The organism is Nostoc sp. DedSLP04, assembly GCF_034530775.1.
Taxonomy (GTDB): domain Bacteria; phylum Cyanobacteriota; class Cyanobacteriia; order Cyanobacteriales; family Nostocaceae; genus Nostoc.
On sequence record NZ_JAVRCL010000009.1, the window covers coordinates 41,383 to 62,920 of the forward strand.

Annotated in this window: 9 protein-coding genes; all 9 read right to left on the bottom strand. The window is 35.9% G+C overall.

Going from position 1 to position 21,538, the window contains the following annotated elements; all coding sequences use genetic code 11:
- Window positions 1-26: 26 nt before the first annotated feature.
- On the bottom strand, window positions 27-2,792 hold the full coding sequence (locus RMX89_RS07715) for an amino acid adenylation domain-containing protein (RefSeq protein WP_322688509.1): 2,766 nt from the start codon (window positions 2,790-2,792) through the stop codon (window positions 27-29).
- 58 nt (window positions 2,793-2,850) lie between these two features.
- Window positions 2,851-4,107 carry a diaminobutyrate--2-oxoglutarate transaminase gene (gene ectB / locus RMX89_RS07720; protein WP_322688510.1) on the bottom strand — a complete coding sequence of 419 codons (1,257 nt, stop codon included), beginning with the start codon at window positions 4,105-4,107 and terminating at the stop codon, window positions 2,851-2,853.
- 85 nt (window positions 4,108-4,192) lie between these two features.
- Window positions 4,193-5,149, bottom strand: a complete 957-nt coding sequence (locus RMX89_RS07725) for a cupin-like domain-containing protein (protein ID WP_322688511.1) — start codon at window positions 5,147-5,149, stop codon at window positions 4,193-4,195.
- 26 nt (window positions 5,150-5,175) lie between these two features.
- Window positions 5,176-6,579, bottom strand: coding sequence for a condensation domain-containing protein (locus tag RMX89_RS07730; protein ID WP_322688512.1), 1,404 nt, complete (start codon window positions 6,577-6,579; stop codon window positions 5,176-5,178).
- Entirely contained in the window at window positions 6,576-12,635 is a 6,060-nt protein-coding gene (locus RMX89_RS07735; protein WP_322688513.1) for a polyketide synthase, read from the bottom strand. The genes RMX89_RS07730 and RMX89_RS07735 overlap by 4 nt, the downstream gene beginning before the upstream one ends.
- A gap of 14 nt (window positions 12,636-12,649) precedes the next feature.
- On the bottom strand, window positions 12,650-15,898 hold the full coding sequence (locus tag RMX89_RS07740; protein WP_322688514.1) for an amino acid adenylation domain-containing protein: 3,249 nt from the start codon (window positions 15,896-15,898) through the stop codon (window positions 12,650-12,652).
- Window positions 15,899-16,013: 115 nt separating this feature from the next.
- Entirely contained in the window at window positions 16,014-17,057 is a 1,044-nt protein-coding gene (locus RMX89_RS07745) for a TauD/TfdA family dioxygenase (protein WP_322688515.1), read from the bottom strand.
- Window position 17,058: 1 nt separating this feature from the next.
- Window positions 17,059-18,693 carry a condensation domain-containing protein gene (locus RMX89_RS07750; protein ID WP_322688516.1) on the bottom strand — a complete coding sequence of 545 codons (1,635 nt, stop codon included), beginning with the start codon at window positions 18,691-18,693 and terminating at the stop codon, window positions 17,059-17,061.
- On the bottom strand, window positions 18,690-21,437 hold the full coding sequence (locus RMX89_RS07755) for an amino acid adenylation domain-containing protein (protein ID WP_322688517.1): 2,748 nt from the start codon (window positions 21,435-21,437) through the stop codon (window positions 18,690-18,692). The genes RMX89_RS07750 and RMX89_RS07755 overlap by 4 nt, the downstream gene beginning before the upstream one ends.
- Between the last annotated feature and the right edge of the window lie 101 nt (window positions 21,438-21,538).

Sequence of the window (21,538 nt, forward strand, 5' to 3'; positions counted from 1 at the left end):
TAATGTTAATTATTCAATAGTAAATATTAAATGCTCTGTTGCTTTTTTTGTAAAAAACGTTGCTTTAATCTTGCTTTACCAGCTTCTAACTGTTCATTCAATTCATTGCTTTGGTTTGCAAAGTTATTATCATCTTCTTGACTTAAATACCGCGATATGGAACTAATTGTTGGATATTTAAATAGATCGGTTATTACTAAGTCTGCTTTATAAAGTTCCCGCAGTTTGCTATAAACCTGAAGTACATTTAGCGAATGACCACCAAGGTCAAAAAAGTTATCTTGAATACCGACTTTCTCCACCTTAAGTATTTTTTGCCAAATGTCAGCAATTGCGTGTTCCATCTCATTTCGCGGCAATACGTAAGCTGTTTCTAATTTCGGGCGAAGATTATCTGGTTTTGGCAGAGCTTTCCGGTCTACCTTACCGCTAGGTGCTAGGGGTAGATTTTCCAGCATCACAAAGGCAGAAGGTAACATGTGGTCAGGTAACTTTTCCTTTAAGAAGCTACGCAATTCACTAATATTAAGAACTGCTTGTGTCTTAGCAACCACATAGGCAACTAATTGTAAGTTACCTGGTTCGTCTTGCTGAACCACGACTACATTTTCACGTACATTCGGGTGCTGAAGCAGAAATGTCTCAATTTCTCCAAGTTCAACCCGAAAACCACGAATCTTCACCTGATGGTCAATACGTCCCAGAAATTCTATATTCCCATCAGGAAGCCACCTTCCTAAATCTCCAGTTTTATAGATTAAATCTTTGCGATTTTCTGGTAATTTCTGACTAACATCTGTAAATGGATTGGTAACAAAACTGAAATTAGTTTTTTCTTGATTTTTCCAGTAGCCATCACCGACACCAATTCCCGATACACAAATCTCTCCAGGAGCGCCAATGGGTAATAATTGCATTTCTCCATCCAGAATGTAGAGATTTAAATTAGCTAATGGTTTCCCAATTGGAACCGTTCGCTGATTTTCTGGCAAAGGCTTGTCAACGATAAACTGGGTGATATCATCAGCAGCCTCAGTTGGGCCATAGGCGTTAACTATTTTGATTTCGGGATATATCTCAAGCCACTTATTTACCAAACTTACCGATACTGGTTCCCCAACAACCATCATCCATTTCAAATCAGGTAATTCTCTTTGGTGAATCGGTAGCTGGGAAGTATATTCAAGCAAGCCGACAAATAATGCTGGTACTAATTCAACAACTGTAATTTTTTGTGATTTGAGTGCAAGAAATAACTGCTCAGGAATCGCAATGGTTTCTATATCTACTATTACTGTTTTCCCACCAATTAGAAGTGGTGCTAAAAATTGCCATACAGAAATATCTGTAGAAGCAGGAGCGCTTTGAAGAAAACAAAATTCTGGCGTTAAATCCAACTCATCAAATTGGGCATAAATATGATTAATTGCACCATCATGTCTGACAATTGCCCCCTTTGGTAATCCTGTAGACCCGGAAGTGTAAAGCATATAAGCTGGGTCAACAGCATCATTGATACTTTCTAGATTATCATGAGATAGCTGCTCAAAATCCAATTTATTATATATTTTTAAGTCTTGTGGTCTAGGAAATACCCCCTTCTCATTAGCAATGCTATCTAAGCAAATAATAGAGGATAATTCGGAACAGTCTTCTCCCAGTTCGGAAATAACATTAAATAGCGAATAATCTGTGAATAAAAATCTCACCTCACTATTCGATAGCATATACTTAATTCGATTTTGGGGGTAAGTGCTATCAATGGGTACGTATGCTCCACCTGCCTTATATATAGCAAGAATAGCAATCAGGAAATTGATGTCGCGGTCTTTGAAAATTCCGACAAACTCTCCTTTACAGACTCCTAATTTCCGCAATAATTCAGCTAGCTGATTAGCTTGATGATTTAGTTCTTGATACGTTAGTTGAGTTTCTTGATGAATAACAGCTATATTGTTTGGAGTTTCAGATACTTGGGTTTCAAATAATTGATTTATTGTTTTATCAGTTGGATATTGTTTTATTTTCTTGTTAAATTCTATTAATAACTGATTTTGGTCAGCTTCTTTTAAGAAAACAATATCTGAGATTTTAGTATCAACGTTATTTAGAATATTTTCTAGAAGATTAGTATAATATTTACTCATTAATTTTATACTTTCATCTTGAAAGAAATCTTCTTTATACTCGATATTGGCACTAATACTTTCGCCGTTAATTGTAAAAGAGATTGTGATGTCATTATTAAGTTCGTTTAAATTATTTTTATTATGAATATTTTCTAAGCAAACAACTATGTCAAAAATGGGATGGCGATTAGGAATTGTTGGTAGTTCTAATAAATCAATTAGTTCATCAAAATTATAGTTTTGGTGACTATAAGCTGCGATCGTAGCATCTTTGACTTGAAAAAGTAAATCTTTAAATGAAACTTGAGGTGTGACTTGAGTACGCAAAGGAATAACTTTAGCATTTACGCAATCGATATCAATTGCCTCATATACTGGTATTCCGATAATAACATCATTATTTCTAGTATATTTTTGTAGCAATATATTAAAACAAGCTACAAGCATCAAATAGATTGAAAAGTAAGAGCCTTTAGCTAGCTTAATGATTGATTGAGATGAATCAATTGGTAAATCAAAACTCAGAAATTTATTTTTACCACTAGAAAACAAAGGTCTTGCATAGTCCAGCATTAGATTTGTTTCTGGTAGTTCTCCCGATAATTGATTTATCCAATAAATTTTTTGAGAAAAGAAGTCATTTGACTGTAAATGTATACCCATAGTTTTCCCCTGGCTTGTAACCAATTCTTTTTCGAGTTGTAAATACTAGTATGTATATCTAGTTTTGTATGCAATAATCAAAAGCTTCTTTGATAATCAAACATCCTTTCTCTAAAGTAAGCATATCAATTATTAAAGGAGGCAAAATTTTAATAACAGTATCATTTCTGCCTGCTCTTTCAACTATTAATCCTAGTTCAAAACAACGCGATGTGATCCTTTTAGCTAAACTACTACCGCCAAAATTTTTAACATCAATGCCCCAAATCATCCCAATTCCACGGATTGATATGCATTCATTAATTGGTAATATTTTTTGAGTGAGAAATTTTTTCAAGAAAATCTCTTTAGCCTTAACATCTTGTTCAAAATTACAACTTTCTCTATACTCTAGAGCAGCTGTAGCTCCTACAAATGCTAATTGATTACCCCTAAAAGTACCATTATGTTCGCCCGGTTCCCATATATCCAACTCCGGCTTAATCAATAATAACGACATTGGAAACCCATACCCACTAATAGATTTAGATAGTACTACCATATCAGGAACTATATCTGCTCTTTCAAAAGAAAAGAAAGGCCCTGTTCGACCACAGCCGACTTGAATATCATCACAGATTAATAAAATATCATTCTCGTCACACAACTTCCTCAGTCTTTGCATCCAGTCAATAGGAGCTATAACAACTCCACCTTCAGCTTGCACTGTTTCAAAAATTATTGCTGCTGGTTTTTCAATTCCAGAATTGACATCATTTAAAACTGTTTCTATATATTCTATTGTGTCAAAGCTTTCCATAAATCCATAAGGATAAGGCATAAAGGTTACATTATTTGATGTCCCAATTGCGCCGGCTTTAATTCCGACATTACCACTAATAGATAAGCTTCCTAAAGTCATTCCATGATATGCTCCCATGAAGGAGAATATACCCGATCTTTGTTTTACTTTTCTGGCTAACTTTAAAGCTGCTTCAACTGCATTTGTTCCTGTTGGCCCACAAAACTGAATGCGATAATCTAATTGTTTTGAACTTAATACTACCTCATCAAACTTAGCTAAAAACTTCTCTTTAGCTGAAGTATACATATCCAAACCATGTGCAATTCCATCGGCATCTAAATATGACATAACCTTTTGTTTTATATAGTCATGGTTATGCCCATAATTTAAAGCACCTGCTCCTGCAAAAAAGTCAATATATTCCTTTCCTGAGTCTGAATAAATTATAGAACCTTTAGCTCTATGAAATATATCAGGGAAATTACGGCAATAGCTTCTGACGTTTGATTCACACTTTTCAAATATATTCATGAGAGTGTTCTGTTTGAATTACGAAAGGGATTAATCAGTCTAGCGATTATGTATATTGCACATCTTCAGAGAAATGTATTACTTTTTAAGAAACATAATTTAGATAAGACTTATAAAATTTAAAAATAATTTGAGGAGGTAGTTTTAAAACTAAACCCATAGCTAACAAAAAGTTATAGTATAAATTTTGAATTGGCATTCCTTTTGTAATAGCTGCTAGACCATTGAGCGAACTTTTGGGAGTATGCCAATCTATATTAAAAGAAATTGACATATCTAAACTCCGAACATGATGCAGTGTTCCAGGGGGCATATATAAAATATCTCCAGGATTGACAATAAATTGAATCGGTCTTGCATTTTTGTATTCAGGATATTTATTTAAATCTGGATTTTCTGGATTAACGAGAAACCATCGCCAGCCTTTGCGATAACAATATTTAGCATCTTCAGGTAGTAATATAGTGAATTGTTTGCGTCCAACAATCTGAAAAAAAATATTGTTAGTCAGAAGGCAATCAAAATGTAATGGTGTAACACTATTAGAAGAACCTAAGAAAAACTGGCAGTAACGCCACCACTTATGCCAATACCATTCTGGCAAATAATCATAAGGAAATGGTTGAGCATCTTTCACTAAAGAAGGTATTAAGCTAAATAAGGGTAGGTCATGACAATATGGCGGTCGAGTATTATTTTGAGGATCTTGTTCATAATTTTCTATTAATTCTATATATCTTTCCATTGTCAAACTACATATCTCAATTTTGTTATCGCTAAATTTCTTTGCATAAATATTTAGAGAAGGAGATAAATTTTTAAGGTATTTTAAAGACCATTTATCAAAACCATTCCAATTGATAACTACTCCAGAAATTATGACTGGTTTTCCTAATTCAACATAATCTTTATAGAACTCATCACTTGAAAGTTTATATCTTCTTTCTATTGCCGATGAAACAATCATAGCTTTATCCTTTGGAATCTTTTTAATTTTCGGCTTTTTAGTAGAAAAAGCATTTTTAAAGTGCTCTAAAAACAAGCTAAATATAAAATGTTATCAGTATTTCAAGATATTGGAACTAATTGCCAATCAAACAATACTTCTTTTTCTAAAAGTTTTGATATTTGCTGTTGCTGTAGTGTTGAAAATGATAAGTCCTTAATTTGAACATCATGATTAACCATGATTTGTTGTAGCAGTATTTGAAAATCTCTAATTATTCCAGTAATTGTAGCAATATCAAATCTGTGAGAATCGTATGAAACTGCTACTAAAATTTCTGTTTCTGGATATATAACTAAGTTTAAAGGGTAGTTATTTCTGTAATAAGTTCCAGTGAGTTCAAATTCTATATTCCCTTTCCATTCTTTTAAAAATTGACTGACTGGAAAGTTTTCAACCACAACAATTGTTTCAAACAAAGGTAAATTTCGTGGTACTTCACTCCAACCCTGGATTTGAGTAAGCGGAGTGTATTCATGATGGCGTGCTTTTACTAATTGGATCTGAAATTCTTGTAGCCATGACAAAACCTGCTGCTCAGGATTTAACTTGACATTTATTGGTAAGGTATTTATGAACATACCAACCATTGACTCTACTTCAACTAAATCTACTGGTCTTCCTGTGACAGTGAATCCATAAGTTACATTGTTACGACAGGTGTAACGACTAAGGAGGATAGACCAGATTCCATTAACTAATGTGGCAAGGGTAAGGCGGTTTTTGGTAGCAAAAGATAACAGTGATTTTGTAGTTGCTTCCGATAGTTTAATTATCTCCTCATCGTACCTTTCTTCTTGGTTAGATAATTGATTATTTTCTATATAAGTTAGAGGAGTTGGTGCTTTGATTCCTTGTAATGCTTCGCGCCAAAAACTTTCAGTTTTAGCTATATTCTGTTGCTGCAACCAGTCGATATAATTTCTAAAAGGACGAGCTGGCGCTAAGGTCACTTTTTTGTATTCACAAAGCGCCTCGTAAATTTGTAAGCATTCTTCTAATATTATCGGCCCAGACCATCCGTCTGTGGTGATATGGTGATTGCTCCAAATAAATTCATAGCGTTCATCAGCAAAACGAATTAAAGTTATCCGCATTAGACATGGTTGCGAAAAGTCAAAACCTAATTGGCGATCGCTCTCTAGAAATGATCTTAATCGCTTTTGTTGTTCTGCTTCCTCAACACCACGCCAATCGTATTGATTTAAGGTAATTTTTACTTGTTTGTAGACAACTTGTAATGGATTATCAATGTCTTCCCAATAAAATCCTGTACGTAAAACTGTATGTCTATCAACTACTTGTTGCCATGCTTGCTCAAAAGCCTCTACATTTGGATTGCCATGCAAAGTTAAAGTATGGTGAAAAAAGTATAATGCTGACTCGCTTGCATACAAACAGTGAAAGAGCATACCCTTTTGTACGGGTGTTAGTTCATAAATGTCCTCGACATTTTCTGTTTTCATTGTGCGTTTTTCTCACTTGCTCGGTTAATTTTTGCCAGAAATTTATCTAGGTTTTGTTGGTTCAAGTTTGCTCTGGGAAAATCAGAAGGTGTATATTTTTCTGCTTCAAGAGACTCACAGTGGGCAATAAGGCTTTGTGCAGCTTCAATAAAGCTTTGTGCTAAAGTTTCAATTGTTTCTCGACGATGAACAGCTGAACTATAAGTCCAATTCAAGTGCAGTTGTTCTTGAAGAATAATTCCATTTATTTCCAGTAAGTAAAATCTTTCCGCACTTGAACTTTTACTAAGTCTAATAGACTGTTCGGTTAAATCAAATAAAGATGACTGCGATATAGTAGGGTCAAAATTACCTAAGTAATTAAAACTTACCTGAGGTTGCGGAAAATATTGTAGCTTTGAATTTATTTCTGAATTGTTGGTTATATAGCGCAGTATATCGTAACCAATACCTTTATTTGGAATGCTGCGTAAATACTCTTTAACTGCTATTAATGCATTGCCTTGATTAGAAACCTCTGTTATATCTAAAATGACTGGGAAGCAAGTTGTAAATAAACCAACTGTACGAGATAGAGATATATCATTTACATCTTTGAAGATTATATCTCGACCATTATCTTTAATATCTACCCATAGTTGCTGCTCGCCCGTCCACTTTGCAAAAGATTGCACCAACGCTGTTAATAGAACATCGGTTATCTGGGTATTATAAGCCTTATTGACATTTTTCAATAATGCTTGCGTTTCCTTTTTATTTAGAGAAATTGATACTCGGTCAACATTGGCTATTGTAGTTTCATTTGCAGAATAGTCAATAGGTAGACTGTGGAAAGGTTTTTCGGCTTTTGCCAACCAGTAGTCTTGCTCCTGGAGCATTTCTGAAGCTTGGTGATATTCTTGCACACACTGCATCCACCGCTTGAATGAAGTGCTTTTATTAGGCAAATGGATCGCTTTATCTTGAGTGAGTAGCTGATAGGCTGTTTGTAAATCTTCTAGCAAAATATGCCAAGAAACAGTATCTACTAAAAGATGATGAATGCTAATTATTAGGTAGCTATTTTGCTGCGATCGCAATTCAATAAAAGCAACTTTTACCAGCGGCCCTTCACTTAAATTGAAATTACGTTGTAGTTCTACAATAGCATATTCAAAAGCATATTTTTGCTCATTTTTTGAAAGTGAAGATAAATTTATATGCTTGTACTCAATTATATCATTAGGGTTAGCTTCAATTTGCTGCCATCCAGATTGTTTTTGAATAAAACGCAGACGAAATACGTCATGATATTCAATTACATATCGTAGAGCCTGCTCTAATATTTTGGGATTGCCTATTTGTCGAATTTCTAGTAATAAAGGCTGATTCAATGAATGTTCGTTTGACTGATTTTGACTTAATAAACGATACTGAAAAGGGGTGAGGTGTATTTCTCCAGTTCGGAAATTATTTTTAGTTTCCTTGGTTTCATCTGCACCTGCGGCTGTTGCTAGTTCAGCAATAGTTTGGTGTAGGAACATTTGTTGAGAAGTTAGCTTCGAACCTAATTGATTAGCTTTGGCAACAATTTGAATTGCAATAATCGAATCTCCTGCCAACTCAAAAAAGTTGTCATAAATTCCAACTCGATCGATGCCCAAAAATTGCTGCCAAATGTCAGCAAGGTTCTGCTCTATTTCGTTACGAGGAGCAACATAAGCATTTACCAAGCTTGGACGTGGATGGCTTAGTTGAGAAAGATTTGTTTTTGATACATCTGATAAAAACGCTAATTCTTGTTCTAGATAATTGAAAGAATTGTCTTGCTCAATTACCGTTTGGAAGTCTTGTGGAGAGACAACGACATGATGCAAGCTACTTAGCAAAATCCGATTAAAAGCTTCGGCACCTTCTTGAGATAATATTCCTTTTTTGAGATCCTCTTCACGTTGATGCTTTAATTGTTCTGGTAGTGCTGTCTCTACTGCCATCCCTACTTCTTGCCAAGTACCCCAATTGATTGTCACTGTAAATCGATCGGATTTAGCAGTACGATAATCTGCATAAATATCCAGAAATGCATTAGCTGCACAATAATCTACCTGTCCAAATTCACTCAAGATTGAACTTTGAGATGAACAAAGTACTAAAAAATCTAAATTAATATTTTTTAAGTTAAAAATCTCTTCTAATACTAATGTGCCCTTAACTTTTGGTGCTAATACGCTGTTTGCTAAATCCTGTGTTTTTAATTGAACAATGCCACCACCAGCAATACCTGCTGCATGGATAACACCATTGATTTGACCAAATTTTTCTAAGGCTTCAGCAACAGCTACTTGCATTTGTTCGTAGTTGGCAACATCGGCACTTTTAACCTCAATCTCTGACCCTAACTCTTCCAGTACAAGCATTTTTTGGATCTTACAGCTAATACTATCTTGGCTATCATGAGTTTCTAGCCACTGTTCCCACTGCGATCGCTCCGGTAATCCCTTTCTTCCAATTAAAATCAACTTAGCTTGTACTGTCTTGGCTAAATATTCCGCCAACACCAAACCTATACCACCAAGTCCACCAGTAATTAAATAAACTCCTCTTGGCTTTAACTTAGTTTTAGCTGGGGTGCTTTCATCCAGACGGACAGCTTCAAAGGTTTGAATCCAGCGATGAGATCCACGGTAAGCAACTATATTATCGGTTTGCTGTGTTGTTAGTTCAGTAATCAGATAGTCGATAAATTTTGGTGTTGGTGGGATATTAGAAGCAGGAATTACTACATCGATCGCACAGGAATTAATGTTTAAATATTCTTTGGGAATTATCTTACACGGCCCCAATATTGTTGCTTTTTCTGGGCATAAAATTTCATCACCAATGACATTATATAGATTATTAGTTACAACCCTTAACTTCAGAGAATTGCTGATATTTTGCTTTCCTAATGCCTGGGTTAAATACAATAAGCTCCAAAAACCAAGATTTTGGTAATCTTCAGGCGTTTGTTTTCTGAACTTATTATCAGATAAAGTATCATCTGGCGTAATGCTCCAAAAGTGAGCTAATCCATTTGGAATCAAACTCTCTTTTTGGAGTTCTTGAAGCAAGGTATCGTAGTCATCGCTTTGCTGTGGATCAATGGTATATGTATATTTGTTCAGCTTCGTAAATTTGTCTGCGACCCTAACTGTAACTACATTTTGACTTTGCTGTTCGAGTCGTTTAGCAACTTCGCCTCCAATTCCATAATCATCGATAAAAATTAACCAGTGGGTGTTTTGCTCAGTTACTAATTCCTTCCCTTGGGAAAACTCAAGTGGTGTAGATTGTTTCCAAATTGGAATATAAAACCAATCGGCAATATCTGGCTTTTTAACTAATGATTTTTGCCATGCCTTTGATAATACAGTTTCGGGGTTAGCTTCAATCCAGTAACGCTGACGCTCAAAAGGATAGGTAGGCAAAGGAATATGTCTGCGTTGCTCTTTTGTATAAAAGCTTGCCCAGTTTATTTGCAATCCTGATAGCCAAAGCCGAGAAAGAGTATTGAGCAAAAATGCTACATCAGAAATTTGCTCTTGGGGATGTCGCAACGAAGTTAGAACTACAGGCGGTGAAATCAACTGTCGTTTGGCTAAGGTAGTTAATGTTCGTCCTGGGCCAACTTCCAATAGCGTTCGTGGCTGTTGCAGCAATTCGGCGATTCCCTCGTTAAATAATACGGTTTGCCGTAGATGTCTAGCCCAGTAGTTAGGATCGGTCGCTTGTTCTGCTGTAATCCAAGTTCCGGTAACATTAGAAATAAAAGGAATTTGAGGTGGTTGTAGGTTGACATCTTTAACTTGCCGTACAAATGGCTCTAAAATCGGCTCCATCATCTGAGAATGAAAAGCGTGAGATGTATGCAGGAGACGACAATCAACACCTTGCTCAATCAAACTATTTTGTAATGCTGCGATCGCATTAGTAGCGCCAGAAACCACACAAAGAGATGGCGCATTGCTAGCTGCTAAAGAAAGTTCTGAACCTAACATAGGTTGTATTTCTTTAGCAGAGAGAGAAACAGAAAGCATCGATCCTGGTTCAACTTCTTGCATTAGTCGTCCGCGAATTACGACTAAAGTCAATGCATCTTCTAAAGAAAAAACACCAGAAATACAAGCAGCTACATACTCACCAATGCTGTGACCAATCATCACTTGCGGATGCACACCCCACGCCATCCAAAGTTTAGCAAGTGCATATTCGATTACAAATAGCGCAACTTGCGTTAAGGAAGTTTGTTTAAGTTGTTCTTGTGTAGTTTCTACTGTCGAGGGATAAAGTATATCTTTCAGGTCTAACTTTAAATGGGGTTTTAGCAATTCAGAGCAATCATCAACTTGTTGCCGAAAAATTGCTTCTGTTTCATATAATTCCCGTCCCATGTTTACATACTGCGCTCCCTGTCCGGGAAACATAAATACAATTGAATGGTTACGGGTTTCTGAAAAATTACTCAAAACTCCTTGTTGATCTGGCGCTGTTAATATTTTTATAGCATCTTGAGTATCCTGACATAGCACTACCCGACGATGGTTAAAATTTCGGCGACCAACTTGTAAAGTATGAGCTACATCAGCAAGATTGGTATCAGGATGGTGTGCTAAATAGTCAATAAGGTTAGTTGTAGCAGATTCTAAAGCTGTTTGAGTTTTTGCAGAGAGAACTAACAACTGCCAAGGACGAGAAATACTTTCTTTGCTGGTAAAAACTGGAGCTTCTTCTAAAATTACATGAGCATTAGTACCACCAATCCCAAAAGAACTGACTCCTGCTCGTCTAGGATGTTTGTCTACTTCCCATTGGGAAAGTTTGTTATTGACATAAAAAGGACTGTTAGCAAAATCAATTTGAGGATTCGGTTGCTCAAAGTGCAAACTAGGAGGAATTTGTTTGTGTTTAAGAGCTAAGACAGTTTTAATTAAACCTGCAACACCAGCAGCAGCATCCAAGTGCCCAATATTTGTTTTTAAAGAACCAATTGCACAAAAGTTTTTCTTTTTTGTGCTGCTTCTAAATGTTTGCGTCAGTGCGGCGATTTCAATTGGATCTCCTAAAGATGTTCCTGTACCGTGAGCTTCAATATAAGTTATTGTTTCTGGATCTAACTCTGCAACAACTTGAGCAGTTTTGATAACTTTAGCTTGACCTTCTATCCGAGGCGCTGTGTAGCTAACTTTGTTTGAGCCATCGTTATTTATCGCCGAACCTTTAATCACAGCATCAATAGAATCTCTATCAGTTAGAGCGTCTTCTAATCTTTTCAAAACAACGATTCCTACACCTTCTCCGCCCACTGTTCCCCCTGCTTTAGCATCAAAGGCGCGGCAGTGTCCATCAGGAGAATTTATACCCCCTTGGTTATAAAGATAGCCAGCTTTTCTTGAGGCACTGATGGAAACACCGCCAACCAAAGCCATATCACATTCACCGTTAAGTAAACTTTGGCAGGCTAAATGTACTGCTACTAATGAAGTTGAGCAAGCGGTTTGAACTGTATAGCTAGGCCCCGTTAAATTAAGTTTGTAAGAAGTACGTGTCGCCAGGTAATCTTTGTCGCCAGCGATCGCTATTTGTTGTTCGTCTACTGAGTTTCTAATATTTTGATTAAAATAAATGTTTAGTAAATAACCGCTGAAGTTAGAACCAGCGAAAACACCTATGGAACCTTTGTAGGTTTCGGAATTATAGCCTGCTTTTTCCAGCGCTTCCCAAGCACACTCTAAAAAAATCCGGTGTTGCGGGTCAGTAATTTCTGCATCTCTGGGATTAAAGCCAAAAAACTCAGCATCAAAAAGTTCTGCATCTTCTATTACAGCATTTCTTTTAACATAGTTGGGATTGCCGATCAGCGCTGCATCTACTCCTGCTTCTAACAGTTCTTCATCACTGAAAAAAGAAATTGATTCTATCCCATTTTGGAGGTTATTCCAAAACTCATCAACATTTTTAGCTCCAGGGAATCTTCCCGATAATCCAATAATTGCTATTTCTGAACCGTTACTATGCTCTGCATCAGTGGGAATATTCATTATTTGTTAATTCCTTAATTATTTTCAACTGATTTCATTTTTTGTAGACGTTTTTTCTGTTGCGCCTTACCAGATGAAATTTTCTCTATTTGAGTATCATTTTCTTGTAAAAATACTGTGGAATTGGGAGATAAATTTAAATATTCTGCTAAAGAATTGATGGTGGGATATCTAAACAAATCAAGGGTTGACAGTTCTACTTTTAATATTTCCTGCAATTGGCTGTGAACTGTCACTAAGAGTAATGAATGACCGCCAATTTCAAAGAAATTATCGTGAATGCCTATCTTTTCAAGATGCAAAGCTTTTTGCCAAACAGAGGCTATTGTCTTTTCCACCTCAGTTTGCGGGACTACATAAGCAACTTTTAATTCTGGGCGTAGAGCATCGGGTATTGGCAATGCTCGACGGTCTACTTTACCATTAGATGTTAATGGCAATGCTTCTAATATCATAAATGCTGTTGGTAGCATATAATCGAGCAATTTATTCTGCAAGAAGCGACGCAGTTCAGGAGTAGTTAATGTTTTGTCTGGCTGGAGAGTTGCATAAGCTATTAAACTTTGATTTCCAGATTTATCTTCTTGAAGGATAACTACACTTGTTGATACTGATGGATGTTGATTGATAACTGCTTCAATTTCTCCCAGTTCAACCCGGAAACCACGGATTTTAACTTGGTTATCAATGCGGCCGATATACTCGATATCTCCACTCGGTAGAAAACGAACTAAATCACCTGTTTTGTAAAGGCGATCGCCTTCTTGTTTACTAAAGGGATTGGGGATAAATTTAAGGGCTGTTAATTCCGGTTGATTAAGATAACCTCTGGCTAACCCAAGTCCACCAATGTGCAATTCACCGGGTACTCCCATTGGTACTGGTTGCAAATATTGGTCTAAAATGTACAGTTGGGTATTAGCGATCGCTCTACCAATGGGTATGGAGCCTGTAGAGTGCTTCCCGACTGGAACTTGATAAACACAGCAGCCTACTACTGTCTCTGTGGGGCCGTATTCGTTTACTAATATTGTATCTGGAGTTACATCTTGCCAGAAGGTGATGCTTTCAGCTAATAAATTTTCCCCACCAATAATAAAAGCTCTAGTTTTATTTGCTATTTCTTCTTGGGATAACTGTTGTCTAAGTAAATCTAAGTGAGCGGGGGTGATTTTCACTAAACTTAAATTTGAGCTTTTCTTTAAAGCTTGAGAAAGGGTTTCAATGCCTTGTTCTTCTGATAGTAATTCGACGGTACGACCAACTAATAAAGGTGAAAAAAGACTGGTGATTGTTAAGTCAAAACCCAAAGGTGAGTGAACTAAAGTTCCTGCTCCTTGTTCTACTTGATATGTTTTGGTACACCAGCTTAAGTAGTTAACTAATCCTTGATGAGGAATTAGAGTTCCTTTAGGTTTACCAGTAGAACCGGATGTATAAATAACATAGGCTAAATTTAATTCGGTTGTTTTAGTAATTGGATTTTCAACTTTTTGTTGCTTTATAGTTTGCCAATCGCTATCTATACAAATTACTTTAATGCCATCTGTAGCTAAATCTGCAATTAAATGCTGTTGAGTTAGCAGCACTGGCATTTGAGAATCGTTTAGTATAAAAGTTTTTCTTTCTAAGGGATAGCTAGGATCAATTGGTACATAAGCACCACCTGCTTTGAGGACAGCTAAAAGTCCGATAACCATAAAAAGCGATCGCTCCACACAAAGTCCTACCATTACATCCGGCTTCACGCCTAATTGTTGTAGGTAATGAGCTAGCTGGTTAGCGCGACTGTTTAATTCCCGGTAGGTAAGCTGCCGATTTTTATAAACAATAGCAATATTGTCTGGCGTGCGATCGCACTGCTGTTCAAACCAATTATGGATACACGTGTATTCTAGCTCTCCCGTTTTAGTGTTATTGAATGCAACTAAAAGTTCTTCACGCTCTCCTTCACTGAGGATATCCAGGCGTGATATGGCTGTAGAGGGATTGTCAATAACGCTAGTTAACAAAGTTTGCCACTGATTCGCCAAACGTTGAATATCTTCTTGACGGAAAAGCTTTGCATCATAGTGAAATTCTACTTTGACTAAATCATCTTGCGTACGGACACAAGAAAGTTTTACTTTAAATCGGTCAAAGCAGACGTAATGCTGATAAATTGAAAATGTTACTTGAGGAGCAGAATAATTACTTACCTTTTCTGCAAAGTCAAAACAAAATGGTAAAAATGACTCTTCACTCTCATCTGTATTTGTTTTAGCAAATGCGTCCCAACTAAAACTGTCCTGCCATTCTAGTATTTCATCTGTTAAGTTTTTAACCTTTATTAAGGTATTACTGAATGATTCATTTTCTTGCAGACGATCGGCAAGGGGTAAATATTTGGCGAATAAACCTAGTGCCACTTTTAATTCTTCATAATTGCGACCATCACAGCCTAAACCTATAATTAAGTTTGATTGCCCAGTCAAACGCCAAATTAGAGTTTGCCAGCAAGTCAAGAAGAATATATCTAGCGAAATTTGATATTTTTGGACAATCCGATCGATTTTAGTTAGTAAATCACTAGGAATAGCTAACTTAATCAATTTAGGTTCAAATTCCGATTTGTCAGAAAGATTATTCTCTAAAGGAAGTTTTAAGCTATCCAGAGCAGAAAAATCTACTTGCTGCCAATAATTTTTCCTTGATGTAGTCTCTTCTGCTGCAAGTAATTCATTTTGCCATGTAGCGACATCAGCATATTGTAGTGGTTCTGCACTGAGTTCTACATTCTGCAAGCAGGCAGTGTAATGCTGACTAATTTCATTAACTATGTTTATTAATGTTTTATAATCTGCACAAAGAGATGGCAAATTTATAAATAAAATGTATTTTTTTAATGAATATTTTAGTAAATATAATTTTAATAATTGACCTGGTTGTAATTGTCTAGATTCTTGTTTAAATTTCTCAATAAATGCTTCTATTTCTTCCTCATGAGAAGATTTATTCTCTAAACTATACTCGTCAAAAGATACACTAGTGTTAGTTTCTATCACTTGAACAGGTATTTTTAGACCACGTGGGCGATGAAAACTTGTGCGAAGAATTTCATTTTTAGCGATAACTTTCTCTAAGGCTTCTTTTAATACCTCTACATTGACATTTCCTTCAACAAGGATAGCACATTGACTACAATATAAATTACTACTTTCTTGTAATAACCAAAGGTGCTTTTGTTGAGGAGATAATGGAAAACCTTGAATTATTTGTTGCATTTTATTTGATAAAATTACATTTCCAATTCGATCGTAATTTTCAGCAGTTATAATAAGTGGCGGTGATTTAATTAAATATTGAGGTGGTGAGTTGAAGAAAAATATTTTAACTATCTCAAGTTTGGCTAAAACTTATCAGTTCACTCATCGCCACAAAAAGCTTACGTTCTCCCACATAGGGATTGCGTCCATGAGCGGTTAACACATTGTCCAGTAATAATATATCTCCTTGTTGCCAAGGAAAAGATACTTCCAAATTTTGATAAATATCACAAATGTGTGTCATTACTGAGTCTTCAATAAGAGTACCATCCCCATAAAAGCAATTTCGTGGCAAATCTTCTTTTTTAAAAGTTGATAAAAGCGACTCGCGGGTTTGCGTTTCTAAACAAGCTAAATGCCAATGTTGTGCTTGATTAAACCAAGACAATTCGCCTGTTTGAGGATGCTTGATTACCGCTGGACGAATTGAAATAGTTTTCAAACCACCATTACTTTTCCATTCAAATTCAATTAAGTTGCTTTGACAAAACTTTTCTACATCTGCTTTACTTTGAGTTTGAAAAACTGTTTGCCAGTCAAGTCCTAATCCGTTTCCATAATTACGAACATACATAACCTGCTTTTCAACAAATTTGTCCCTAATTTTGGGTTCTATCAGTTGAAATACCTTACGACTATCAACTATTGGAGTTTCTCCTCCTTGCTGTGCAGGTTGATGACAACCGAACAGAATTTTTCTAGGCCATCGATAATTAAAAGAATTTTCGTTGTGCCATAATAACTTGCTATCCGCAGGGTAAAAAACTGGAGTATAAACTTTGCCGGTTAGTGTTTCACGGGTATGTTCACCGTTTTCATTGAATAGTTCTGAGCAAACCGCTAGACCAAATCTTTCAAATCCGGCTGCTGTAGTAATATTAAATCCTTGGAAAAGGATAGCACCATGTTTAATTAAATGTGTATCTACAAATTCTCGATTTGCTTCCGCCCAATCTGCAAGATCGACATCTGATGTAGAAGGTTTTATTATTAGTGGTATTTGTTCGCCTCCCGAATTATCTAGTTTAATTAATTCTTTTTGTAGATTTATGGATTTTCTAGTAGCTCTATTAAATTCCGGTTTGAAATTAGAATTACTTACTTTTACCTGTTCCATTTTACTTCTCTACTTCAATTGCGATCGCTTTTCGTTTAATTGTGCTTAATTTTTGTTGAGATTTTTCTTTACGTTTCCGTTCTTCACTTAATTGATATTCTTTGTCGGATTTTATAATCATTTCTTCTAACTGATTTAAGTTAATAGTAGGTTCTATAATAATTTGAGATAAAATTATTTTAAAATTATTTATTAATCTGGTTATGCTACTAGCATCAAATAAGTCTTTATTGTATTTAAATAATCCAACTATTCCTTGCTCTGTATCCGTTAATTCTAAAAGTAAATCAACACTTGCTATCTGATTTTCTAAATCTAAACTAGTCAAAGTTAATTCTGAAAACTCTAAAGAATGTACGGGAGCATTTTGGAGGATCAACTTGACTTGAAACAGAGGAGTTTGGTTGAAGTCTCTTTTTGGATTCAGAGCGCTAACTAGTTTTTCAAATGGTAAATCTTGGTGAGCATAAGCTTCCAAACAAACCTTCCGAACTCGTTGCAAAAGATTGCTAAAAGTGGGATTTTCAGATAGATCAGTACGCAATACTAATTGATTAACAAAAAAACCGATTAAATTCTCTATTTCAATTCTATTTCGGTTGGCAATATCAGTACCGACAACAATATCTCTATCGCCTGTATACCAATATAATAAAACTTTAAATGCTCCGAGTAGGGTCATAAATAATGTTGTTCCAACACTATCACCTAACTTTTTAATCGCTTGAGATAATGTTTTAGAAAGTATAAAACTTTGCCGCTCCTCCTGAGAGGTTTTCATTTCTGAAGGCTGACGAATTATAGGCAATTGTAAAACTGGTAAATTATCTCCTAATTGCTTTTTCCAGTATGTAAGTAAGGTGTTAAGTACCTCACCCTGTAACCAGTTTTGTTGCCAAGCTGCGAAGTCAGCGTACTGTATTGGTAGTTCCGAGAGTGGGGAAGGCTGTCCTTTGCAGAAAGCTTCGTAAAGTGCTGTTACTTCTTTGATGAGTAGCCCTATAGACCAGCCATCAGAGACAATATGATGCATGATTAACAACAGGACATATTGTTGTTCGCTTAAGTGCAACAAAGTCGTCCTCAGCAAAGGCCCCTGCGCTAAGTTAAAAAGCGACTGACTTTCTTGAACTGCTAACCGCAAAACTTCAGTTTCTTGCTTTGTTATTGAGTACTCTTGCAAGTCCACCACAGATAGCTTCAAGGTTAGGGTTGGAGTAATCACCTGAATTGGTTGTCCATTGGCGATCGCAAAGGTGGTTCGCAAGGCTTCATGACGCTGCACAATTTCGTTGAGACTTTGTTCCAATGCAGGCACATTCAGCGTACCAGTAAGACGCACGGCAAAGGGAAGGTTGTAAGTGGTGCTATTTGGCTCCAACTGATTCAGAAACCATAGCCTTTGTTGGGCAAAGGACAGGGGTAAATTGGCATTTCGAGGAACAGGTACTATGGGCAAAAGAGCAACGCTTGATGTTAAATGTGTGAGGATTTCTTGTTTCCGCTCTCGTAACTGAGTGCTTAACTCTGGTGAGAGTACCCCTTGAGGAGCGTTACAGTATAAGCGATCGCCATCAACTCTAAATTTGATGTTGAGGCTGTCAAGGTATAATAAGAACTCTTCAATAGTTTTCATAGTTCTATCTCCTCGCGATCGTGGTCTACCCCGTCCATAGAAACAAGCTCTAGCTGTTGGACTGCAAGCATCTTCTCGATCCTTTCTACCAACTGAGCTAGTGTAGGTGCTTCAAATAAACTCCGTAAAGGCAATTCCACCTTAAAAGCTTTCCGTAACCTGGAAATCGCTTGAGTCGCCAATAAAGAATGTCCACCCAAGTCAAAAAAGTTATCGTAAATGCCTATATGTTCTCGCTTTAATATCTGAATCCAGATGTCAGCAACTATCTCCTCTGTGGGAGTACGGGGTGCAACGAAGCCTAGTTCCGATTCATTCTGGAAATTTGGTACAGGTAATGCGCGGCGATCTACTTTACCACTGGGACTTAAAGGCAATGCTTCAATCTGTACGATCGCAGAAGGTATCATATACCCAGGTAGCTTTTCTTTAAGTAAATCGCGTAGTTGTTGAATTAGTTTGCTACTACTTAGGTCATTGCGATCGCCCTCAGCGCTAGGAACAACATAAGCCACTAAGCGTTTATCATCAGGGTTTTCCTCCATAACTACAACTACAGCTTCTCTAACAGCTTGGTGCTGAAGCAAAAATGTTTCAATTTCTCCAAGTTCAACCCGAAAACCACGAATCTTCACCTGATGGTCAATACGTCCCAGAAATTCTATATTCCCATCAGGAAGCCACCTTCCTAAATCTCCAGTTTTATAGATTAAATCTTTGCGATTTTCTGGTAATTTCTGACTAACATCTGTAAATGGATTGGTAACAAAACTGAAATTAGTTTTTTCTTGATTTTTCCAGTAGCCATCACCGACACCAATTCCCGATACACAAATCTCTCCAGGAGCGCCAATGGGTAATAATTGCATTTCTCCATCCAGAATGTAGAGATTTAAATTAGCTAATGGTTTCCCAATTGGAACCGTTCGCTGATTTTCTGGCAAAGGCTTGTCAACGATAAACTGGGTGATATCATCAGCAGCCTCAGTTGGGCCATAGGCGTTAACTATTTTGATTTCGGGATATATCTCAAGCCACTTATTTACCAAACTTACCGATACTGGTTCCCCAACAACCATCATCCATTTCAAATCAGGTAATTCTCTTTGGTGAATCGGTAGCTGGGAAGTATATTCAAGCAAGCCGACAAATAATGCTGGTACTAATTCAACAACTGTAATTTTTTGTGATTTGAGTGCAAGAAATAACTGCTCAGGAATCGCAATGGTTTCTATATCTACTATTACTGTTTTCCCACCAATTAGAAGTGGTGCTAAAAATTGCCATACAGAAATATCTGTAGAAGCAGGAGCGCTTTGAAGAAAACAAAATTCTGGCGTTAAATTCAACTCATCAAATTGGGCATAAATATGATTAATTGCACCATCATGCCTGACAATTGCCCCCTTCGGTAATCCTGTAGACCCAGAAGTGTAAAGCATATAAGCTGGGTCAACAGCATGATTAACCTGTTCTACATTATCATAAGATAGCTGCTCAAAATCTAATTTATTATATATCTTTAACCCGACTTGGTTAGCAAGGGGTGTCCGATCGATAACAATGCTATCTAAACAAATAATAGAGGATAACTCAGAACAATTTTCTATCAGGTCTGACAAAACATTTAATAGCGAATAATCTGTTAATAAGAACCTAACTTCACTATTAGATAGCATATACTTAATTCGATTTGGTGGGTAAGTACTATCAATAGGTATATATGCACCACCTGCCTTGTATATAGCAAGAATAGCAATCAGGAAATTTATATCGCGGTCTTTAAAAATGCCTACAAAGTCTCCTTGTCTAACTCCTAATTTCCGCAATAATTCAGCTAGCTGATTCGCTTGATGGTTTAGTTCTTGATATGTGAGTTGAGTGTGTTGATGAATGACGGCTATATTATTTGGAGTTTCAGATACTTGGGTTTCAAATAATTGATTTATTGTCTGGGTAACAGGATACTGTTTGGTTTTATTATTAAACTCTGTTAATATCTGGTGTCGATCGAAGTCTTTTAATAAAACAATCTCTGATATTTTAGTATTTACTTGATTAATACAGCTTTCAAGAATATTAGTATAATATCTACTTAGGAATTTTATATTTTCATCTTGAAACAAATATTCCTTATACTCTATGTCAACACTAATACTTCCACAATCAACTTTAAAAGAAATTATAATATCATTATTTAGTTGATTTAAATTATTTTTATTATGAATATTTTCTAAACAAACTACTATGTCAAAAATTGGATGGCGGTTAGGAATTTTTGATATATTCAACAACTGGATTACTTCATCAAAATCACAGCTTTGGTTGTTGTAAGCACTAATTATTGAATCTTTGACTTGAAAAAGAAAATCTTTGAATGAGAGATGAGGTTTTACCTGAGTATGCAATGGAATAACTTTGTTATTTATCTCATTTAGAAAAAGTTTCTCATATATTGGTATTCCAATAATAACATCATTGTTTCGAGTATATTTTTGCAGCAATATATTCAATGCAGATACTAGTATCCAGTACATTGAAAAGTAAGAACCTTGAGCTAGTTTAATGATTGATTGAGATAAATTGTTTGATAAATCAAAGCTAAGAGATTTATTTTTACCGCTATAAAAGAAAGGTCTTACATAGTCTAACATCAGATTTGTTTCAGGTAATTCTCCCGATAGTTTATTTATCCAATAGATTTTTTGAGATAATAAGTCATTAGAGTCTAAATGTGTACTCATGCTTCTTTCCTTGTAGACTAAGTAATCAAATAAATATATAAATTTAATATTTTTAACCAGCTTTTTTATAATAAATAAAATTAAAACTGATAGCAAAATAG

Excerpts from the sequence above, each read along its gene's own strand:
- RMX89_RS07715 (WP_322688509.1), bottom strand. The coding sequence starts at position 2,792 with ATGGGTATACATTTACAGTCAAATGACTTCTTTTCTCAAAAAATTTAT.
- ectB (WP_322688510.1), bottom strand. The coding sequence starts at position 4,107 with ATGAATATATTTGAAAAGTGTGAATCAAACGTCAGAAGCTATTGCCGT.
- RMX89_RS07730 (WP_322688512.1), bottom strand. The coding sequence starts at position 6,579 with ATGAAAACAGAAAATGTCGAGGACATTTATGAACTAACACCCGTACAA.
- RMX89_RS07735 (WP_322688513.1), bottom strand. The coding sequence starts at position 12,635 with ATGAATATTCCCACTGATGCAGAGCATAGTAACGGTTCAGAAATAGCA.
- RMX89_RS07740 (WP_322688514.1), bottom strand. The coding sequence starts at position 15,898 with ATGCAACAAATAATTCAAGGTTTTCCATTATCTCCTCAACAAAAGCAC.
- RMX89_RS07745 (WP_322688515.1), bottom strand. The coding sequence starts at position 17,057 with ATGGAACAGGTAAAAGTAAGTAATTCTAATTTCAAACCGGAATTTAAT.
- RMX89_RS07750 (WP_322688516.1), bottom strand. The coding sequence starts at position 18,693 with ATGAAAACTATTGAAGAGTTCTTATTATACCTTGACAGCCTCAACATC.
- RMX89_RS07755 (WP_322688517.1), bottom strand. The coding sequence starts at position 21,437 with ATGAGTACACATTTAGACTCTAATGACTTATTATCTCAAAAAATCTAT.